The organism is Alteromonas sp. ABH4_454 (genome assembly GCF_056311775.1).
In genome coordinates this window covers 1,446,630-1,462,509 of record NZ_CM149972.1, presented here as the reverse complement: position 1 = coordinate 1,462,509, position 15,880 = coordinate 1,446,630, and the positions used below count along the sequence as shown (strand labels likewise).

The window sequence follows — 15,880 nt, the reverse complement described above, 5'->3', positions numbered from 1 at the left end:
AAACTGCATAAATATTTTTTCACGCTTCATAAATGATGAAGGCGGTGTAACACGTTACACCGCCTTTGCTTACTACAGTAACGTCGCTAATTAAAACAAGGCTCGCACACCCATAGTAAAGTTTCTACCTGGAAGCGGTGCTTGGTCTTTCAAGAAAGATGTATGAACACGAGCTTCTTCATCAGTCAGGTTTTCACCACGAGCAAATAGCACCCAATCGATACCTTGCGAACCAAATTCGTATTGAACGCTAGCATCAACCAAGGTGTAGCCATCGGTTGAGGTTTCGAACGACGCCACTTCATCTTGATCGTCGTACCATGTAAAGCCCACGTCAGCACTTAAACCATCGTTCACATAGCTTATTTCACTACCAAAGCGCATAGGTGGCGTGCGTGGAAGGTTGTCATCTTCTACTTCTGCGCGAATATAGTCGCCAAATACAGTTAAGCGTAGCGTGTCTGTTAAGTCTACATAAGTTTCTGCTTCAAAGCCCCAGATGTCAGCGTCAGCCTGTTGGAAGTAATAAATCGGCGTGCCCTCTTCATCACTGTGTTCTTCATGTTCGTCATGCTCTTCTTCAAGCTCGTCGTGCTCTTCCTCATGTTCGTGTTCGCTTAGGGCAAGCAAACCCGTACTCGTTTGGAAAATATAGTCATCAGCCTGATTGTAGAAGAAAGATGCGCTGTAACCCCAGCTTCCGGTAAATTTACGGAAAGTAATATCTAGGTTGGTGCTAACTTCTTCGTTAACGCTTCTTAAGTCTTCTTCAATATGGCCTTCTTCGTCCATATCGAATACCAGACCCACTTCGTAGCTTTGAGTTGCTAAGTGCTGACCTGCAGAGAAAAGTTCTTGCTGGCTAGGCGCGCGTTCACTGCGTGATAAAGTCACTGCAATTGAATGGCCTTCCTGATATTCCCAGTTGGCACCCGCTGAAAGCGACAGGCTGGTGAAGTCATAATCAGGGAAGTTGAAGGCAACAGCGTGCTCTTCATGTTCTTCACCCTCATGCTCTTCGCCTTCGTGTTCCTCATCTTCATGTAAAACGTCAAGCTCTACTTCGCTTGCTTCAGCATCCAAGGTTGTGCGTTCAAGTCGGCCACCTAATTCAAAGGTAACGTCACCTACTTTTTTCTGCTCAACGACATAAAGTGCATAGCTTGACGTGGTATTGGCTGGCGTGAAAGCTTCTTCGCCGACAGCATTATAATCGCTATGGTTAAACTGTAACCCGAATACGCCGTGCCATCCGTTTATTTCTTCATGATAAGCCGACAAGCGAATGTCGCTTGATTCGTTTGTGAATACAGTACCCGGCTCGCCGTCTTCAATTTCTGCGTGCTCATAATCGGTATAAGCCGCGGCAAATTTAAGGTTAGTTAGTCCCTCGAAAGGAGAATGCCATTCACCGGCTGCTTGGTAGCGAGTCATATCTACATCAAGTAGCACGCCTTCTTCTTCATGATCGTGATCGTCTTCGTCGTGGTCACCATCAAGCTCATCATGCTCGTCTTCGTCATGTTCTTCTTCGTGCTCATGACTGTGGCCCGGTACGCCATACTCGTTGTCTAACTGCTCAACCGCGAAACCGAAGTAACCTTCTTCTGCTACATAAGATAGGCCTGCAACCACGTTGCGGGTCTCCATGGCGCTGCTTTCTAATTCACCGTAAGGCTCATCTTCATCAGGTTCGATAGACGCGAAGCCTGGGATGTCAGCATTATCTGTATCGCGATAGAAACCGTCTACATGCCACACAATATTGCCACTACCGCCAGTCACATCAGCGCGAGTGTACGAACCATTGTTAACCGTGCTGTAGCTGGTTTCTGCTTCACCTTCTACGCCGTCTATTTGGTACTGGGGAATGCGTTTATCTACTACGTTAACCACACCACCGATAGCACCGCTGCCGTATTGGAGTGTTGCTGGGCCGCGAAGTACTTCCACCTGGGTTGCGCTTGAAAGCGTAGTCGCTACGTTATGGTCTGGCCCAACGCGCGATACGTCAGAAACATCTAAGCCGTTTTGAACTATCTTTACGCGAGGACCATCGTTGCCGCGAATAACTGGGCTACTTGATACTGGACCGAAATACGTGCTGTGTACACCCGGCGCGTTTTTAAGGGTCTCGCCTAGGGTTGGCGCTTCTATTTTACGTAGTTTATCAGCCCCGATAACAGTTACAGGTGTAACCGATTCAAGTACTGATGATTGAAGCGCATTAGCGGTTACAACAATATTTTCAACAGATGCTGGCTGCAAAACAAAATCGACGTTTTGATCTGCGTTTACGTCGCCTAGGTCGTTATCACCATGAATGTAGTTAGAAGAATAAACATGTAAATGAATATGTGGCTGCTTAACATCGTCAAAACGGTAAACGCCATTTTCATCGGTGTAAGCCACGCGACGGCTACCTTCAATTTTAACTTCTGCACCAGCAACTGGTTGGCCAGCAGTATCGGTTACTTTTCCCGTGACTGTAGTGGCATACACAGGCGCACTTAAAAGCCCTGCTATGGACAAACTTAGCAGCGAACGCATTTTCATGAGGTTTCCTTCAAGGATGTTATAACATTATCTAGTGATGTTATAACATTTTTCAGCATTGACCTACTTATGTCAACCGCGGGCTAGCGTAACTTCCCTTTGTTCTAACGTAATTTAATGTTTTGTGACTATCTAATACCAGTCCGCATAGATCATTACCTATACAGACTGGTATAGGTGCAAAGTTAACACTTTTCGCCCCAACATACGCAAAAGTGCTTAAGCTCTACTTACATTAAAGTTAATGACTTCTTTAATATGTGACGCGCCTGTTTTCAACATCAGTAACCTGTCGACACCTAAGGCTACGCCTGCACATGCAGGCAACCCAGCATCAAGGGCACTTAAAAAATTCTCATCAATGGGCTTTGTTGGCAACCCGTTTTCTTTGCGCTTTTCGTTATCTGTCTCAAAGCGAAGCCTTTGCTCCTTCGCCGCACTTAACTCATGAAAGCCGTTGGCCAGTTCGGCGCCTTGGTAATACACCTCAAAGCGTTCAGCCACCCGCTCATCAGCAGAACTTAACTTTGCAAGCGCAGCCTGAGAGGCCGGAAAGTTGTAGACAAAACAAGGCCGTTCAATACCGATTTCAGGCTCGATAACATAGCTAAATAACAGTTGTAATTTGCTGTCATAGCTAAGGCTTTGTGGCGCATGAATATCTATGCTGTGCTGCTCCATTGCGCTTAGCAAAATTTCATCATTAGCGCTTAGTGGGTCAATATTTAGATAGTGCTGAAAGGCTTGCTGATAAGTCATTTTATCGGCTGAGGCGGTGTTTAAGGTTTCTTGCAATAAGGCGTCAACCTCGTCCATTAAAGCGAAGTGATCATAGCCTAAGCGATACCACTCTAGCATGGTAAATTCTGGGTTGTGCCAGCGCCCTTCCCCTTCGTGGCGAAACGCTTTACATACTTGATAAATACTGCCGCTATCAGCACACAGTAAACGCTTCATGGCATATTCTGGCGAGGTCTGAAGATACAACTTACTTGGCTTACCAGATGAGGCAAAATTAAACTGTGTATCAAACGCATCTAGGTGTTCGTCAGTAACTGTGCCATTTGAAAGTAAAGGCGTGTCTACCTCTAACACGTTTCTTGCGTAAAAAAACTCTCGGATGGTTCTGAGTAATTCTGCACGCGCTACACGCGCATCATGTGTGGTAGTCGGCTGCCAAGGTTGCATGTATTAAAACCTAAATAGTAAAGCTTAAACAAAAAACCGGTACACGAGGCACCGGCTTTTATACGTAAACAATATGCGCGTATAGCGCTTTAGTTTTCGCTATTATTTTTGTGCACGAGACACATATTCGCCAGAGCGCGTATCAACGCGGATAACTTCACCTGTTTGTACGAATAGAGGAACGCGAACAACTGCACCCGTGCTAAGTGTCGCTGGTTTACCGCCCGTACCTGCTGTATCACCTTTAAGACCCGGGTCCGTTTCAGTGATTTCTAGCTCAACAAAGTTAGGTGGCGTTACCGTAATAGGAGAACCATTCCACAGTGTAATAGTACAAACGTCGTTTTCTACCAACCACTTTTGGTTCTCGCCCACCGCTTTTTCGTCTGCAGCGATTTGTTCGAATGTATCGTTGTTCATAAAGTGGTAGAATTCGCCGTCGGTGTACAAGTAGGCAAGCTCTGTATCCATTACATCAGCGCCTTCTACTGATTCACCTGAGCGGAAAGTTTTTTCTAAAACTTTACCTGAAATAAGCTTGCGGATTTTTACGCGGTTAAACGCTTGGCCCTTACCCGGCTTTACGTATTCGTTTTCTAGAATGTTGCAAGGTTCGCCGTCCAGCATGATTTTCAGGCCGCCTTTGAACTCGTTAGTGCTGTAATTAGCCATAATTCCTCTGTCTAAACATAAGGTACAAAAAGTTTCGTGGAACAAATAATACCTAAAAAACCGATTTCTGTAGAGCATAACTGGCAAAAAGAATTAGCAAGTAGCTACACCGATCCTGCAAAACTGTTGCAGCACTTAGGTTTAGACGAAGAAAAATACGCTCAACACATTAAAGCGCGCCGTCTGTTTCCTATGCGTGTTCCACGGCATTTCGCAGACCTTATGGAAAAGGGAAACCCTAACGACCCCCTGTTTTTACAGGTTATGCCGCTTAGCGACGAATTTCTCACCTCGCCGGGCTATAGCGAAGATCCGTTAGACGAGCACGACACCGCAGGCAAGGGTATTTTGCATAAATACGATTCTCGTGTGCTGTTGATGGTACGCACTGGCTGTGCAGTAAACTGCCGTTACTGTTTTCGTCGCCACTTCCCGTATGCCGACAATTCGGTAAGTAAACATCAGTGGCTTGATGTACTTGAATACCTTCGCAGTAACAGCAAGATTAACGAGGTGATTTTTTCCGGCGGCGACCCACTTATGGCGAAAGATGATCATTTGTCGTGGTTAGCTAATGAAATTGCCGCCATTCCCCACATAAAACGCTTGCGCATACATAGCCGCTTGCCTGTGGTATTGCCAGAAAGAATCAGCCATGACTTTATTGAATGGTTTACGGCCTTGCCGCTTCAAAAAGTGCTGGTGCTGCACGCGAACCACGCGAATGAAGTCTCTGAGCCCTTAAAAAGTCGACTGCGCACATTGCGAGACAAGGGCGTGACTTTGCTCAATCAGTCGGTATTACTTAAAGGCATTAACGATTCTGGCGAGGCCATCAGTAACTTAAGCGAGTCACTTTTTGAAGCGGGTGTCCTGCCTTATTACTTACACGTATTAGATAAAGTGCAGGGTGCAAGCCATTTTTATGTCAGCGACGATGAAGGTCGCCTGATTATGGAAGAAGCGATAAAGCGTCTGCCAGGCTTTTTAGTGCCAAAACTGGTGAGAGAAATTGGCGGTCAACCTGGCAAAACGCCTATCGACTTACATTTGCATCCGTAACTTACGCGTAGGTATCGATGTTGGCGCCTAACGCGGGGTTTGAAGATGACGGTTTTGGTACGTCAGCGGCTGATTCCAGCAGCTGAAGCGACGCTTTACCCTCTTGCTCTTGTTGGCTTTTTGCCAACTTAAGAGAGGCCAACTCAAGTGACGCACCGGACGCTCCAGAGGCACTAGCACCTTGTAGATCCATACCATTTTCCTTTGTTGCTTGTAGCAAAGTAAAAAAATGGGCAGAATTGCCCACCCTTACGATGTGTTGAGCATTACGTAAACAGCGAGTTCGTTAGTGAACCGTAGGTTTTGTAATTTACAACATCGGTAAGTTATCGGCCTTGAAAGGCGAAACTTTAACCATTATTTACCGTAATACATTTGCCGTAGCATAAATGATAGCTGCGCAATATATGAACATTAAGTGTGCGACTAACACGTGCACAGGATTACATTAGAAACAAAAGGCGTGAACATGCAACAGAGCCAAGAGATGCAAGCTGTCCATCAACAACTTCAAGAAACACTTCAAACGCTGCACCGCAAAGCCGTTGATGCCGACCAGGTTTTAGATAACTTACAGCGCGATCAAAAAGGTAAGTTTGCAGCCGTATTCGCTGACGATAGCGGTTTTACCACATCAGCCAAGCGCTTTGGCCCCTATGTACAAGAGATAGCGAATGACTGGCAATCGCTAAAGGAACTGGATGACGATGCCGCTAAGCAGGCACTTGCGCCTTTGGTTAAAAAAATTGAGTTGGCCCTTGTAACCATTGCACAGTTTCAGCAGTCTCTTGCTAAAAAGTAGCCTAGAACGGCAACTGAGTAAAACAAAGCCCGCTTTAACAGCGGGCTTTTTTATAGATTAGCGCCTTAGTTTCGGCGCACTCTTACATGCCTTAGCGCTTATTTTTGGTAAAGCGGCAGCAAGCTGATTCTACGCTTAATTTCCTTTACTTCTTTTAAATAGGATTCACTGTCCACGCGCTGATATTGTTCAGTGAAGGCTTGCTTACTCAAGCCTTCAGGCAGACCTTCAATAGGCGGGATGATTTCAAGTTCACTTTGAATGCGTGCCATGGCGTTTTGTACTTCCATTGCGGTGCTTGGATTTGTAGCAACTTTCGCAAACTCAGTGCCCGACATATCTGCCGCTAAATCTACAAAGCTATAGCCCGAGCCACCGTTGCCTCGGTCCATTAATTCTTTAAACTCGCCAATTGCTAGGGACATACCTTGTTCGGCCATTAGCTCTAATGCCGCAGAGATAATAAAGTGACGAGCCAAGTCATTGCGATTATGAAGTACCGCGCCCCTACGCGGCTTTAACGCCCTATCGGGATCTGGCTGGATATCGCCAACCAGTGCACCCACGCGGTGATGACCCACGTAAACCGCTAGCGCGAGAATTACAGCATTGTTGTGAAGTACCGCATCTTGCGACGTTTGACTTTGCTCTCGCGCTCTAGCCATCCCTTCACGCAAGTATTCAGTAAGAGAAACCGGTTTGTTTGATAAAGCTATTTCTCTTCCCGATAAATAACGTAGGTAATAGGCTGATAGTTGCTGAAGCTCGGTTTGTTCGCTGACTGACATATTTGAAGTCACAACGTTTAGCTCACTTAGCAGCTCATCTAAGCGCCCAACATCAAGGGTAAGTTCACCGCGCCCCATGGTAACGCGTTCAACTCGAGATAACGCAATAGTGGCTATTTCTGATTGGGTATAAGAGTTCACCGTGCGTTCTAAAAAGTCGAGTAAAAAACGGCCCGGAATGGTTAAGTCACCTACTTGAACTTGCTCTATACGCAAGCTATCTCCGGGTAATACTAATGCCGAGGCATTAATGTAATAGCCTGTATTATCAATGGCGTAAGTAACATTTACAGTACCACCCAATGGGGTGATGTTTACTACGCCTTTAAACTCCGGTAAGGCCCGCTGTAACACGCCCACCAGGCTTTCGACTTGAGTTTCGGTAAGCGTAACTTGATGACCTTCTTCTCGGCGTGAAAATGCCTGTTTAAGCTGGCCGAGCAGTTCGTTAACACTGTCAGCACCATCTAGTTGTGTGGGCGCTGTCGATGCTACCAAGGGCGCTTTTTGTACAGCCATAACGGTAACCGTAGCCACGCCTACTACAAGCAGAACAAGGATGATGGCGATAGTTATTAAAAGCCATTTGAGGCTACGCAAAATCATAAGAAATCAGCTTTACCTGTAATTACAACTAATAAAAAGGAGTTAGCGCCTAAATGCGTTGTTGTGAAACGAAACACAATAGGCGCTAAGATGCTGGTTATACTACGTTATCTATTTTCGCGCCACCAGTGACAAGTGGAATGACAAGTTGGTCGTATATAACCTTTTTAATTAACGTATCTTTATTAATCAACGTGTCTTGAGCTCACTATCGCTCCACTCTTTCAAGCTATCGTAACGCACAGTAGCACGGGACAAATCGTGATGCTGCGATAAGTCTGTAGGTATTACAATACAAGCCAACTTTGCCTCAAGTGCCGCTGTCATGCCGGTTTGCGTGTCTTCAATGGCTACACACTCGCTAGGCGATTTACCTAGCTTATCCATTGCAAGGGCATAACAATCTGGGGAGGGCTTACTGTTTTCTACGTCCTCTACGGCCACCACACAGGAAATATAATCACTCAACTCATATTGAGATAACGTTTTTTCTACTGCCTTTTTACTTCCCCCGGTCACAATACCAATAGTAAATCCCTTGTCTGCACATTGTGTAATGGTCTCCCTAGCAAATGGCATCAAAGGAAAAGCTTGCTTGTCGAGGTAGTCGCTCACGCTTTTGTGTTTCTGCTGAGCCAGCAACTGCGGCTCTATATCAATATTAAAATGCTCAACTAAGTCCACTGCATTTTGTTTGACCGGTATCCCCGCCATCACTTCGCAATAAAAATCCTTGCTTAGCTCAACATCATATTTCAATAAAATGTCTTTCCAAAGGTCAAAATGTACGGTTTCTGAGTCAATCAGAGTACCATCGTGGTCAAATAACAGCGTTGTGGTGTTATCGCTCACCGCTAACTGGCGTGTAGATGAAGAAACTGAATGCAATGCCAAAATAAACCTCCTTGCTATTGAAACTAAATTTCGATGTTGAGAATACATAGAATGCTATCAGCACCGAAAAACCGATATCATCCTGTCTCTGTCTATTGTCCGCTATTTTCATTTCGAGAAGGTGAAACAACGTAGTCATTACCAATGACAAATGATGCAGAGACTAGGCCAGCTACTCCTGTGGTACACTGAGAGCCTCTCACCAGTTTGAAATTTTTTTACGTGGAGCTAACTGCGTGCTTTACCACATTTTAGGCTTTGCCAGTGCCGCGCTTTTTTTACTGACATGGTTAGGCTTATGGTCACAAATTAAAGCTATGACGCACCACCAAGTGCACGTTGCGAGCGAGCAAAGTGATGCGAACCACAGCCTGTCGCTAAACCAGTTTGGATCTAGCTATTTTGCGTTTTTCTCTATTTTCCTATTCGGCATTTCGGTAGAGCCTTTTAACCATTACTTGGTTTGGACGCGTTTTGGCGCGCTCATTCTTACGCTCATAATAATTTGGAAGATATGGCAACATAGGCGCACTACTATTTCAGGCTACGTTGCCGCTATTGCTTTGCTTGCGCTTGTTGGCGGTACCCTTTCCATCGCTTTTCGCCCCTTCCCAACGCTTGCGCAATTGGGCGCAAACACGTTGATGCTGGTAGTCACCGTCATATTATTTCAAGGTTCGCTGCATCAGTGGCTTGTGTTGCAGCGTAGACAAAAAGTAGGCTCGCTGTCCTTTGCGTTATTTCGAAACATCTTGATTAAAGACGTTAGCACCTTAATGTTCGGCTTAACAATGCCGTTAAGCCAAAGCTGGCCGCTACTCATCTTAAACGGCACCAGTGTCATAATGCGCGGCAGTATTTTGTTGCAGATGCACAAACTAAAACGCCGAGAACTCCATGTTTCAGGATAGTCTCTCGGCGTTTTCTATTCACTTTTTGACGTTTTGCTTTTTGACTAACTTTTAAAGCATCGACGTTGATTCTGCGCGTTAGCTCTTACAAGCGCTAGAGCCTCGCTATAGCGCAACTTCTGCCATATTTCCTTTGCTTTCAAGCCACGTTTTACGATCGCCAGAACGCTTCTTAGCAAGCAGCATATCCATTAACTCCATCATCTCTTCAGCATCTTCAATAGTCAACTGAACAAGGCGACGGGTGTTCGGGTCCATTGTCGTCTCGCGAAGCTGTAGCGGGTTCATTTCACCCAAGCCTTTGAAGCGCTGTACGTTCACTTTTCCGCGTTTCTTTTCTGCTTCAATACGATCCAGAATCCCCTGCTTTTCTCCCTCATCTAAGGCGTAATAAACTTCTTTGCCTACATCTATTCTAAATAGCGGCGGCATAGCCACATACACATGGCCTTGCTCTACTAAGGTTCTGAAATGACGTACAAAGAGTGCACATAGCAAGGTTGCAATGTGTAGCCCATCCGAGTCAGCATCGGCAAGAATACAAATTTTACCGTAGCGTAAACCAGACAGGTCTGTTGAATCTGGATCTATACCCAGCGCCACAGAAATATCGTGAATTTCCTGTGATGCCAGCACCTGAGAAGAGTCGACTTCCCAGCTATTTAAGATTTTACCGCGCAGGGGCATGATTGCCTGAAACTCTCGGTCACGCGCTTGTTTAGCCGAGCCACCTGCCGAGTCACCCTCTACTAAAAACAACTCAGAGTAAGAGATATCTTGTGACGAGCAGTCGGTTAATTTACCCGGTAATGCAGGGCCTTGAGTAACCTTTTTACGGGCGACTTTTTTCACCTGTCGAAGACGACGCTGTGCATTGTTAATACACATTTCAGCCAGCGCTTCAGCAATTTCAGTGTGCTGGTTTAGCCACAAACTAAATGCGTCTTTCACCACACCCGATACAAATGCACTGGCCTGACGTGAAGACAGACGCTCTTTGGTTTGACCTGCGAACTGAGGGTCCTGCATTTTAGTTGAAAGGATATAGGCGCAGCGGTCCCAAATATCGTCCGGCGATAGCTTAACGCCACGGGGCATTAAGTTTCTAAATTCGCAAAATTCGCGCATCGACTCCAGTAAGCCTTGGCGCAATCCATTAACGTGTGTACCACCTTGCGCGGTAGGGATAAGGTTAACGTAGCTCTCAGTGACCAAATCACCACCTTCGGGCAACCACATCACAGCCCAATCCGCCGCTTCCGTATTGCCACTGAACGTGCCTACAAATGGCGTATCTGACGGTAAAGTTTCGAACTCTTCTACCGCTTGGTAAAGATAGTCTTTAAGGCCGTCTTCGTAATACCACTCTTGGCTTTCTTTGGTAATTTTGTTGTCAAAGCGAATGCGTAAGCCAGGGCTTAATACCGCCTTGGCACGCAGATTATGAACAAGACGACTAACCGAGAACTTAGCAGAATCAAAATATTGCGGGTCGGGCCAAAAATGAACACGGGTTCCTGTGTTGCGCTTGCCGCAAGTATCGATAACCTGTAAATCTTCTACCTTGTCGCCGTTTTCAAAGGCGATTTGATATACGTTACTATCTCGTCTTATCGTCACCTCAACGCGGGTTGAAAGCGCATTAACTACCGAGATCCCCACCCCATGAAGACCACCAGAGAAGGCATAGTTTTTATTTGAAAATTTACCACCCGCGTGAAGCTTACATAATATAAGCTCTACGCCCGATATTCCCTCTTCAGGGTGTATATCCACCGGCATACCACGACCATCATCAATAACTTCTAACGATTGGTCTTCATGCAAAATAACTTTGATATTAGAGGCATGGCCGGCGAGCGCTTCATCCACACTGTTATCGATGACTTCCTGCCCTAAATGATTTGGGCGGGTGGTGTCGGTATACATACCTGGACGGCGTTTTACGGGGTCAAGGCCGTTTAAAACCTCGATAGCTTCTGAATTATATTGATTTGACATAGTTATGGTTGTTATTTAAGCCAGCGATAAGGAAAGAAAGCACGCACTACTGTGAGCAATTACAGCACTGCACGGCGTATATTTGATGTTAGCAGGGCTAGTAAAGACTGGCAATGCGCTTATTTTAGCAAAAACTCTGCGATAGCAGGTAAGTGGTTTTCGTAACCAACAAAGCTGTGATCACCACCCTCTTCAATAAGTAAGTGACTTTTCTGGTACTTCTCTGCAGCCAAGCGATAGTCTAGGGTTTCATCTTCAGTTTGAAGCAGCACTTTGTAACTAGATGGCTGTTTAATTGAAGCAGCCTCTAAGGCTTTTATCACCCCCATATCGCTTTCTACTATCTCAAATTTTTCTCTGCTGTATGGGTTCTCATGAGAGCCTATGAAGTTTTGCAGCAGTTCATAGGGGCGTACCGCTGGATTTATTAATACGGCTTTACCACCGAACTTCTCAAGTAAAAAGGTAGAGAGATAGCCGCCCATTGAGCTACCAATCAGTTTAAGCCCGTTTTCAAGCAGTGCCGGGGTGCTATCAATAAGCTCAAGCAGCTGACTTTCAACTTTACTAGGAAAGTTAGACAGTTCAGGTATATGTAAGGTGACGTTTGAGTGATGCTGCTCAAAATATTGTTTAGTGGCTTGGGCCTTTATCGACTTCGGCGAGCTCAAAAAGCCATGAAGATATAAAATGTGCTGCATACTGTTCTCTACTATGTTGCTCTCTACTGTGTTGTTCTCTGTATTTTGGACTATTTCAAACCCAGACCTCGGTAACCCTAACGTCTACCGTTCCATTATCCATTAAGTTAATCAGCTGATACCCAGGTGAGTCTTCGCTTACACCGAATTCAGCACGCATTCGCCACTGCCAGCAGGTAGAAGGGCTCCCGTAAGAAGGCGTGCTATTCGTTCCTATGTGTTGGCGCAATGGCGAATGAATATGACCGTGAATTAACGCCTTTATTTGCGGATATTCATTGATAAGCCACTCAAGGTGCTGTGCATTAGCCAAAAAATGTTTATCCATCCAGCTTTTCGAAGGCAATATATGGTGATGAAGCGCAACAAGATGATTAACGTGCGAAGATGCATCTAGCGATTGCTTTAACGCAATTAAATCGTTGCCTTTTACCTCGCCTGCAGCCGTGTGCACATTGCCTGAAGCGCGGGTATCCATACCGTGTATTTGCCAGTTTGAAAAGCTTATCGGGTTGGTGCTTTGTAAGTGACGGCTACCGAGATAGCTTTCGAAATGCGGATTATTGTCGTGATTTCCAGCAAGAACAAACCAGTCTATATTTTCTGGCTCGATGTATTGCTTCATCAATGCGGTAAAATGCTGATAGCTTTCGGGGGAGTTATCGCCGCTGATATCACCAGTAACCAACACTATCACTTTTTGTTCTTGCCCGTTGTTGCCTTGATTAGCGCTCTGTTTTTTTGAGTCAGCAATATCTGCAAGGTCCTCTCGAACAGCGATAAGCACTCGCGTTAGTGAATGGTAAGGCGCTATACCTGCATAACCGGTCTTGTCTTTATCCTTAAATAAGTGGCAATCACTTATCTGTATTAGTGATATCACGCTTCAGAGGGAACGTTTGTTGAATGTTGCAGGCAAAAGTTTAGCCACTCAGCTAAAAAGATATTTACCATATGCTTTTCGTTGCGCTGGCGCATCTTCAAATTAGGGTATTCATAGGAAGGCTCAAGGGCCCCTGTATTTTGGCTGTTTATCACTTCAGCCATGCGGGCATCATGATATAGGCGAACCGTCATACTTGGCGTTAGGTACGAGGGCATGTCTTTAGTGGTTTGTTTTATGCTCAACGTGCTGGTGTAGCGAGCAGAGTCCACTATCCTAATCTCATAGGCCAATCCCACGCCAACGGAAAATTCATAACTCAAATCTTCCGTATCGCAGTCAGGTAGCATTCTAAGAACATAAGCATAGTTCAGTTCGCAAAGCGCCTGCATTGACGGAAGATGAGGGATGTATTTTCGTTGATTGCGTTGTGTCACGATGTCTGCCACTGCTCCAGAAGTTGTGTTTTATGCATAAAGAACCATTGTAGCGCAATTACTGCTGCGGCGTTGTCTATACGGCCATTTTCCAACCATTCAAGAGCGGTATTCTCTTTTACGCGATGCACTTTGATATCCTCAGACTCACTTTCTAGGCCGTGAATGCCTTGCGCTTTACTAGCATCAGTCTTTGCTATAAATATATGTAATCTTTCCGTGGTACCACCTGGACTCGATAAATAGCTTAAGGCCTTGGTCAAGTTTTGTAACTCTATTCCCGCCTCTTCCATGGACTCTCTATGGCATACATTTTCTGGAGTCTCACCTTTATCTATCATGCCTGCGATAATTTCTATTAACCAAGGGCTTGAAGATGTAGCTAACGCCCCAATTCTAACTTGCTCAATTAGCACGAATTCTTGCAGAATAGGATCGTAGGGCAAAACGCCCACCGCATGGCCGCGTTCAAAAATTTCGCGTGTAACCGTGTCGCTCCATTCTCCATTGAAACACTTGTGCTTAAATTGATACTGATTCATGGTAAAGAAACCACGATACACTGGCTTAATGTCGGTAATTTCGACGTCATTTGAGGTAAATGAAAGGATTTCCTTGCTCATTTGCTGACACTTATGGTTCAAATAGATTTATCATACATAGTACATTTACACACCAACCATGTATACGCATGAAAAATGCGATGTTGAGTGTGTACGAATAACAGAAAACTCATATTACAAGTCGTCTATTACTATAAAAATTGCGTGGGTAGATCACATATTCTGTTACAGTTAATCGAATACTGTTACGAGTTTGGACTTTCGGTTTGTGGTTGAATTTTCATACACTTGGTTTTAATAAGTCGTCTTAACAAAAAAGTGACGACGCAACTTGAACACAACAGGAAGACGTAAGCATGAAACGAACACTTCTGTCGCTGGTTATCGGTGTTTCGATGACAACTGGTGCACTAGCCGATGACCTACTACAGGTATATCAACAAGCACTGGCAAACGATCCATTGGTAAACCAAGCGAAAGCGCAACGTGATGCTGCGTTTGAAGGAATTAGTATTAGCCGCGCAAGCCTACTACCGCAAATCTCTGGCTCTGTGGGCTACACCATGTCAGATTCCGAACGCTTTCAACAGGCTGCCGGTGACAATGGCCTTCAGGTATTCACGACAGATACAGAAGTAGACACCATTGACTACGGGTTAACACTTTCGATGTCGTTGTATGACCACGCTAACTGGCTGGGCTTAGATCGCGCTGAAAAAATTGCTGAACAAAGCGATGCGCAGCTTGCAGCAAGCATGCAGGATGTAATTGTACGTACAGTTACTGCTTATTTTGACGTATTGCGCGCCCGCGACAACGTAGAGTTTGTAGGTTCAGAAAAACGTGCGATTGAACGTCAACTTGAACAAACACGTCAACGTTTCGAAGTGGGTCTTACTGCGATTACAGACGTGCATGAAGCACAAGCAAACTACGACAGCACAGTCGCTCAGGAAATTCAGGCTAAAAACGAACTTGAATTTGCCCTTGAAGCGCTGCGCGTGATTACAGGTAAATATCACGACCGTCTTTATGGTTTAAATAAAGATAATTTCTCGGCCACAATGCCGGTACCTGAAACCGTAGATAGCTGGTTAGAAACCGCCCAAGACAAAAACCTAGCATTGTTGGTAGACCGCTTAGCTATGGACGTGGCGAAAGAAGACATCGCAATCGCACGTTCTGGTCACTTGCCAACGTTATCTTTGTCAGGCAGCTATGGCCGTTCGAAAGACGATGTAGACGCTGAAATTCTTAACGACGATGGCTCAACGACCCCATTTGGTTATGAAACCCCTTATCTAGATAGCCAGTCAATTGGTATCTCTCTGAACGTACCTATTTACCAAGGCGGCAGTGTTAGCGCGCAAACATCGCAGGCGAAGTACAACTACGTTGCTGCGAGCCAAGCTGCAGAGCAGACGTATCGTCAGACCGTACAGTCGGTTCGTAGCTCGTTTAACAACGTAAAAGCGTCTATCTCTACTATTCGCGCTCTAGAGCAGTCTGTTGTGTCGGCAGACAGCGCCCTTAAAGCAACAGAAGCTGGATTTGATGTAGGTACACGTACTATCGTTGATGTACTTGATAGCACACGTAACCTGTTTGATGCGCGTCGTAACCTTGCTGGTGCTCGCTATGACTTTATTCAGTCTGTGATTACACTTAAGCAAGCGGCGGGAACCCTTACAGGTGAAGATGTGGCTATGATCAACCGCGGTCTCAAGCCGGTCGAGAGCAATAACGACCAGTAGGTTGTTTTATACCGCTAAGTAAGCATTTGAGTACGACATAAAGAGGGTGGCGACTGGCTGCC

The 15,880-nt window shown here is 45.4% G+C and carries 15 protein-coding genes; 4 read left to right on the top strand and 11 right to left on the bottom strand.

What is annotated here, in order from left to right; translation table 11 throughout:
- Positions 1 to 90: 90 nt before the first annotated feature.
- From ACYX4W_RS06455 to efp, 3 genes are all read right to left on the bottom strand, one after another.
- Positions 91 to 2,556, bottom strand: coding sequence for a TonB-dependent receptor (locus ACYX4W_RS06455; RefSeq protein ID WP_476075035.1), 2,466 nt, complete (start codon positions 2,554 to 2,556; stop codon positions 91 to 93).
- Positions 2,557 to 2,775: 219 nt separating this feature from the next.
- Positions 2,776 to 3,744 carry an elongation factor P--(R)-beta-lysine ligase gene (gene epmA, locus ACYX4W_RS06450; protein ID WP_476075034.1) on the bottom strand — a complete coding sequence of 323 codons (969 nt, stop codon included), beginning with the start codon at positions 3,742 to 3,744 and terminating at the stop codon, positions 2,776 to 2,778.
- 102 nt (positions 3,745 to 3,846) lie between these two features.
- Positions 3,847 to 4,416 (bottom strand): elongation factor P, encoded by a 570-nt coding sequence (efp, locus tag ACYX4W_RS06445; protein WP_179982333.1) that lies wholly within the window; start codon positions 4,414 to 4,416, stop codon positions 3,847 to 3,849.
- 36 nt (positions 4,417 to 4,452) lie between these two features.
- On the opposite strand from efp, the gene epmB reads away from it, so the two are divergent.
- Positions 4,453 to 5,478 carry an EF-P beta-lysylation protein EpmB gene (gene epmB, locus ACYX4W_RS06440; protein WP_476075033.1) on the top strand — a complete coding sequence of 342 codons (1,026 nt, stop codon included), beginning with the start codon at positions 4,453 to 4,455 and terminating at the stop codon, positions 5,476 to 5,478.
- 1 nt (position 5,479) lies between these two features.
- On the opposite strand, the gene ACYX4W_RS06435 is transcribed toward epmB, so the two are convergent.
- Positions 5,480 to 5,671 (bottom strand): hypothetical protein, encoded by a 192-nt coding sequence (locus ACYX4W_RS06435; protein WP_179982331.1) that lies wholly within the window; start codon positions 5,669 to 5,671, stop codon positions 5,480 to 5,482.
- 276 nt (positions 5,672 to 5,947) lie between these two features.
- Between ACYX4W_RS06435 and ACYX4W_RS06430 the strand changes: the two genes are divergently transcribed.
- Complete coding sequence (locus ACYX4W_RS06430) at positions 5,948 to 6,280, top strand: hypothetical protein (RefSeq protein ID WP_179982330.1); 333 nt, start codon at positions 5,948 to 5,950, stop codon at positions 6,278 to 6,280.
- Positions 6,281 to 6,378: 98 nt separating this feature from the next.
- Here ACYX4W_RS06430 and ACYX4W_RS06425 read toward each other — a convergent pair whose 3' ends face one another.
- Both ACYX4W_RS06425 and ACYX4W_RS06420 read right to left on the bottom strand, forming a co-directional pair.
- Entirely contained in the window at positions 6,379 to 7,674 is a 1,296-nt protein-coding gene (locus tag ACYX4W_RS06425; protein ID WP_476075032.1) for a hypothetical protein, read from the bottom strand.
- 189 nt (positions 7,675 to 7,863) lie between these two features.
- Entirely contained in the window at positions 7,864 to 8,568 is a 705-nt protein-coding gene (locus ACYX4W_RS06420; RefSeq protein WP_476055018.1) for an HAD family hydrolase, read from the bottom strand.
- A gap of 236 nt (positions 8,569 to 8,804) precedes the next feature.
- On the opposite strand from ACYX4W_RS06420, the gene ACYX4W_RS06415 reads away from it, so the two are divergent.
- Positions 8,805 to 9,479, top strand: a complete 675-nt coding sequence (locus ACYX4W_RS06415; protein ID WP_476075031.1) for a hypothetical protein — start codon at positions 8,805 to 8,807, stop codon at positions 9,477 to 9,479.
- A 105-nt stretch (positions 9,480 to 9,584) separates the two neighbouring features.
- On the opposite strand, the gene parE is transcribed toward ACYX4W_RS06415, so the two are convergent.
- The 5 genes from parE to nudF form a co-directional block, all read right to left on the bottom strand.
- Positions 9,585 to 11,480 carry a DNA topoisomerase IV subunit B gene (gene parE, locus ACYX4W_RS06410; RefSeq protein WP_179982326.1) on the bottom strand — a complete coding sequence of 632 codons (1,896 nt, stop codon included), beginning with the start codon at positions 11,478 to 11,480 and terminating at the stop codon, positions 9,585 to 9,587.
- A 119-nt stretch (positions 11,481 to 11,599) separates the two neighbouring features.
- Positions 11,600 to 12,181, bottom strand: coding sequence for a YqiA/YcfP family alpha/beta fold hydrolase (locus ACYX4W_RS06405; protein WP_474808796.1), 582 nt, complete (start codon positions 12,179 to 12,181; stop codon positions 11,600 to 11,602).
- 55 nt (positions 12,182 to 12,236) lie between these two features.
- Positions 12,237 to 13,064: a metallophosphoesterase gene (locus ACYX4W_RS06400; protein ID WP_476075030.1), complete on the bottom strand. Its 828-nt coding sequence runs from the start codon at positions 13,062 to 13,064 to the stop codon at positions 12,237 to 12,239.
- The gene (locus ACYX4W_RS06395; RefSeq protein ID WP_476075029.1) at positions 13,061 to 13,501 is read right to left on the bottom strand and encodes a DUF1249 domain-containing protein; all 441 of its coding nucleotides are present in this window, start codon (positions 13,499 to 13,501) and stop codon (positions 13,061 to 13,063) included. The genes ACYX4W_RS06400 and ACYX4W_RS06395 overlap by 4 nt, the downstream gene beginning before the upstream one ends.
- Positions 13,498 to 14,124, bottom strand: coding sequence for an ADP-ribose diphosphatase (gene nudF / locus ACYX4W_RS06390; protein WP_476075028.1), 627 nt, complete (start codon positions 14,122 to 14,124; stop codon positions 13,498 to 13,500). Before nudF ends, ACYX4W_RS06395 begins: the two co-directional genes overlap by 4 nt.
- A gap of 296 nt (positions 14,125 to 14,420) precedes the next feature.
- Here nudF and tolC point away from each other — a divergent pair, with 296 nt between their 5' ends.
- Positions 14,421 to 15,818, top strand: coding sequence for an outer membrane channel protein TolC (gene tolC / locus ACYX4W_RS06385; protein ID WP_474853559.1), 1,398 nt, complete (start codon positions 14,421 to 14,423; stop codon positions 15,816 to 15,818).
- Positions 15,819 to 15,880: the final 62 nt, after the last annotated feature.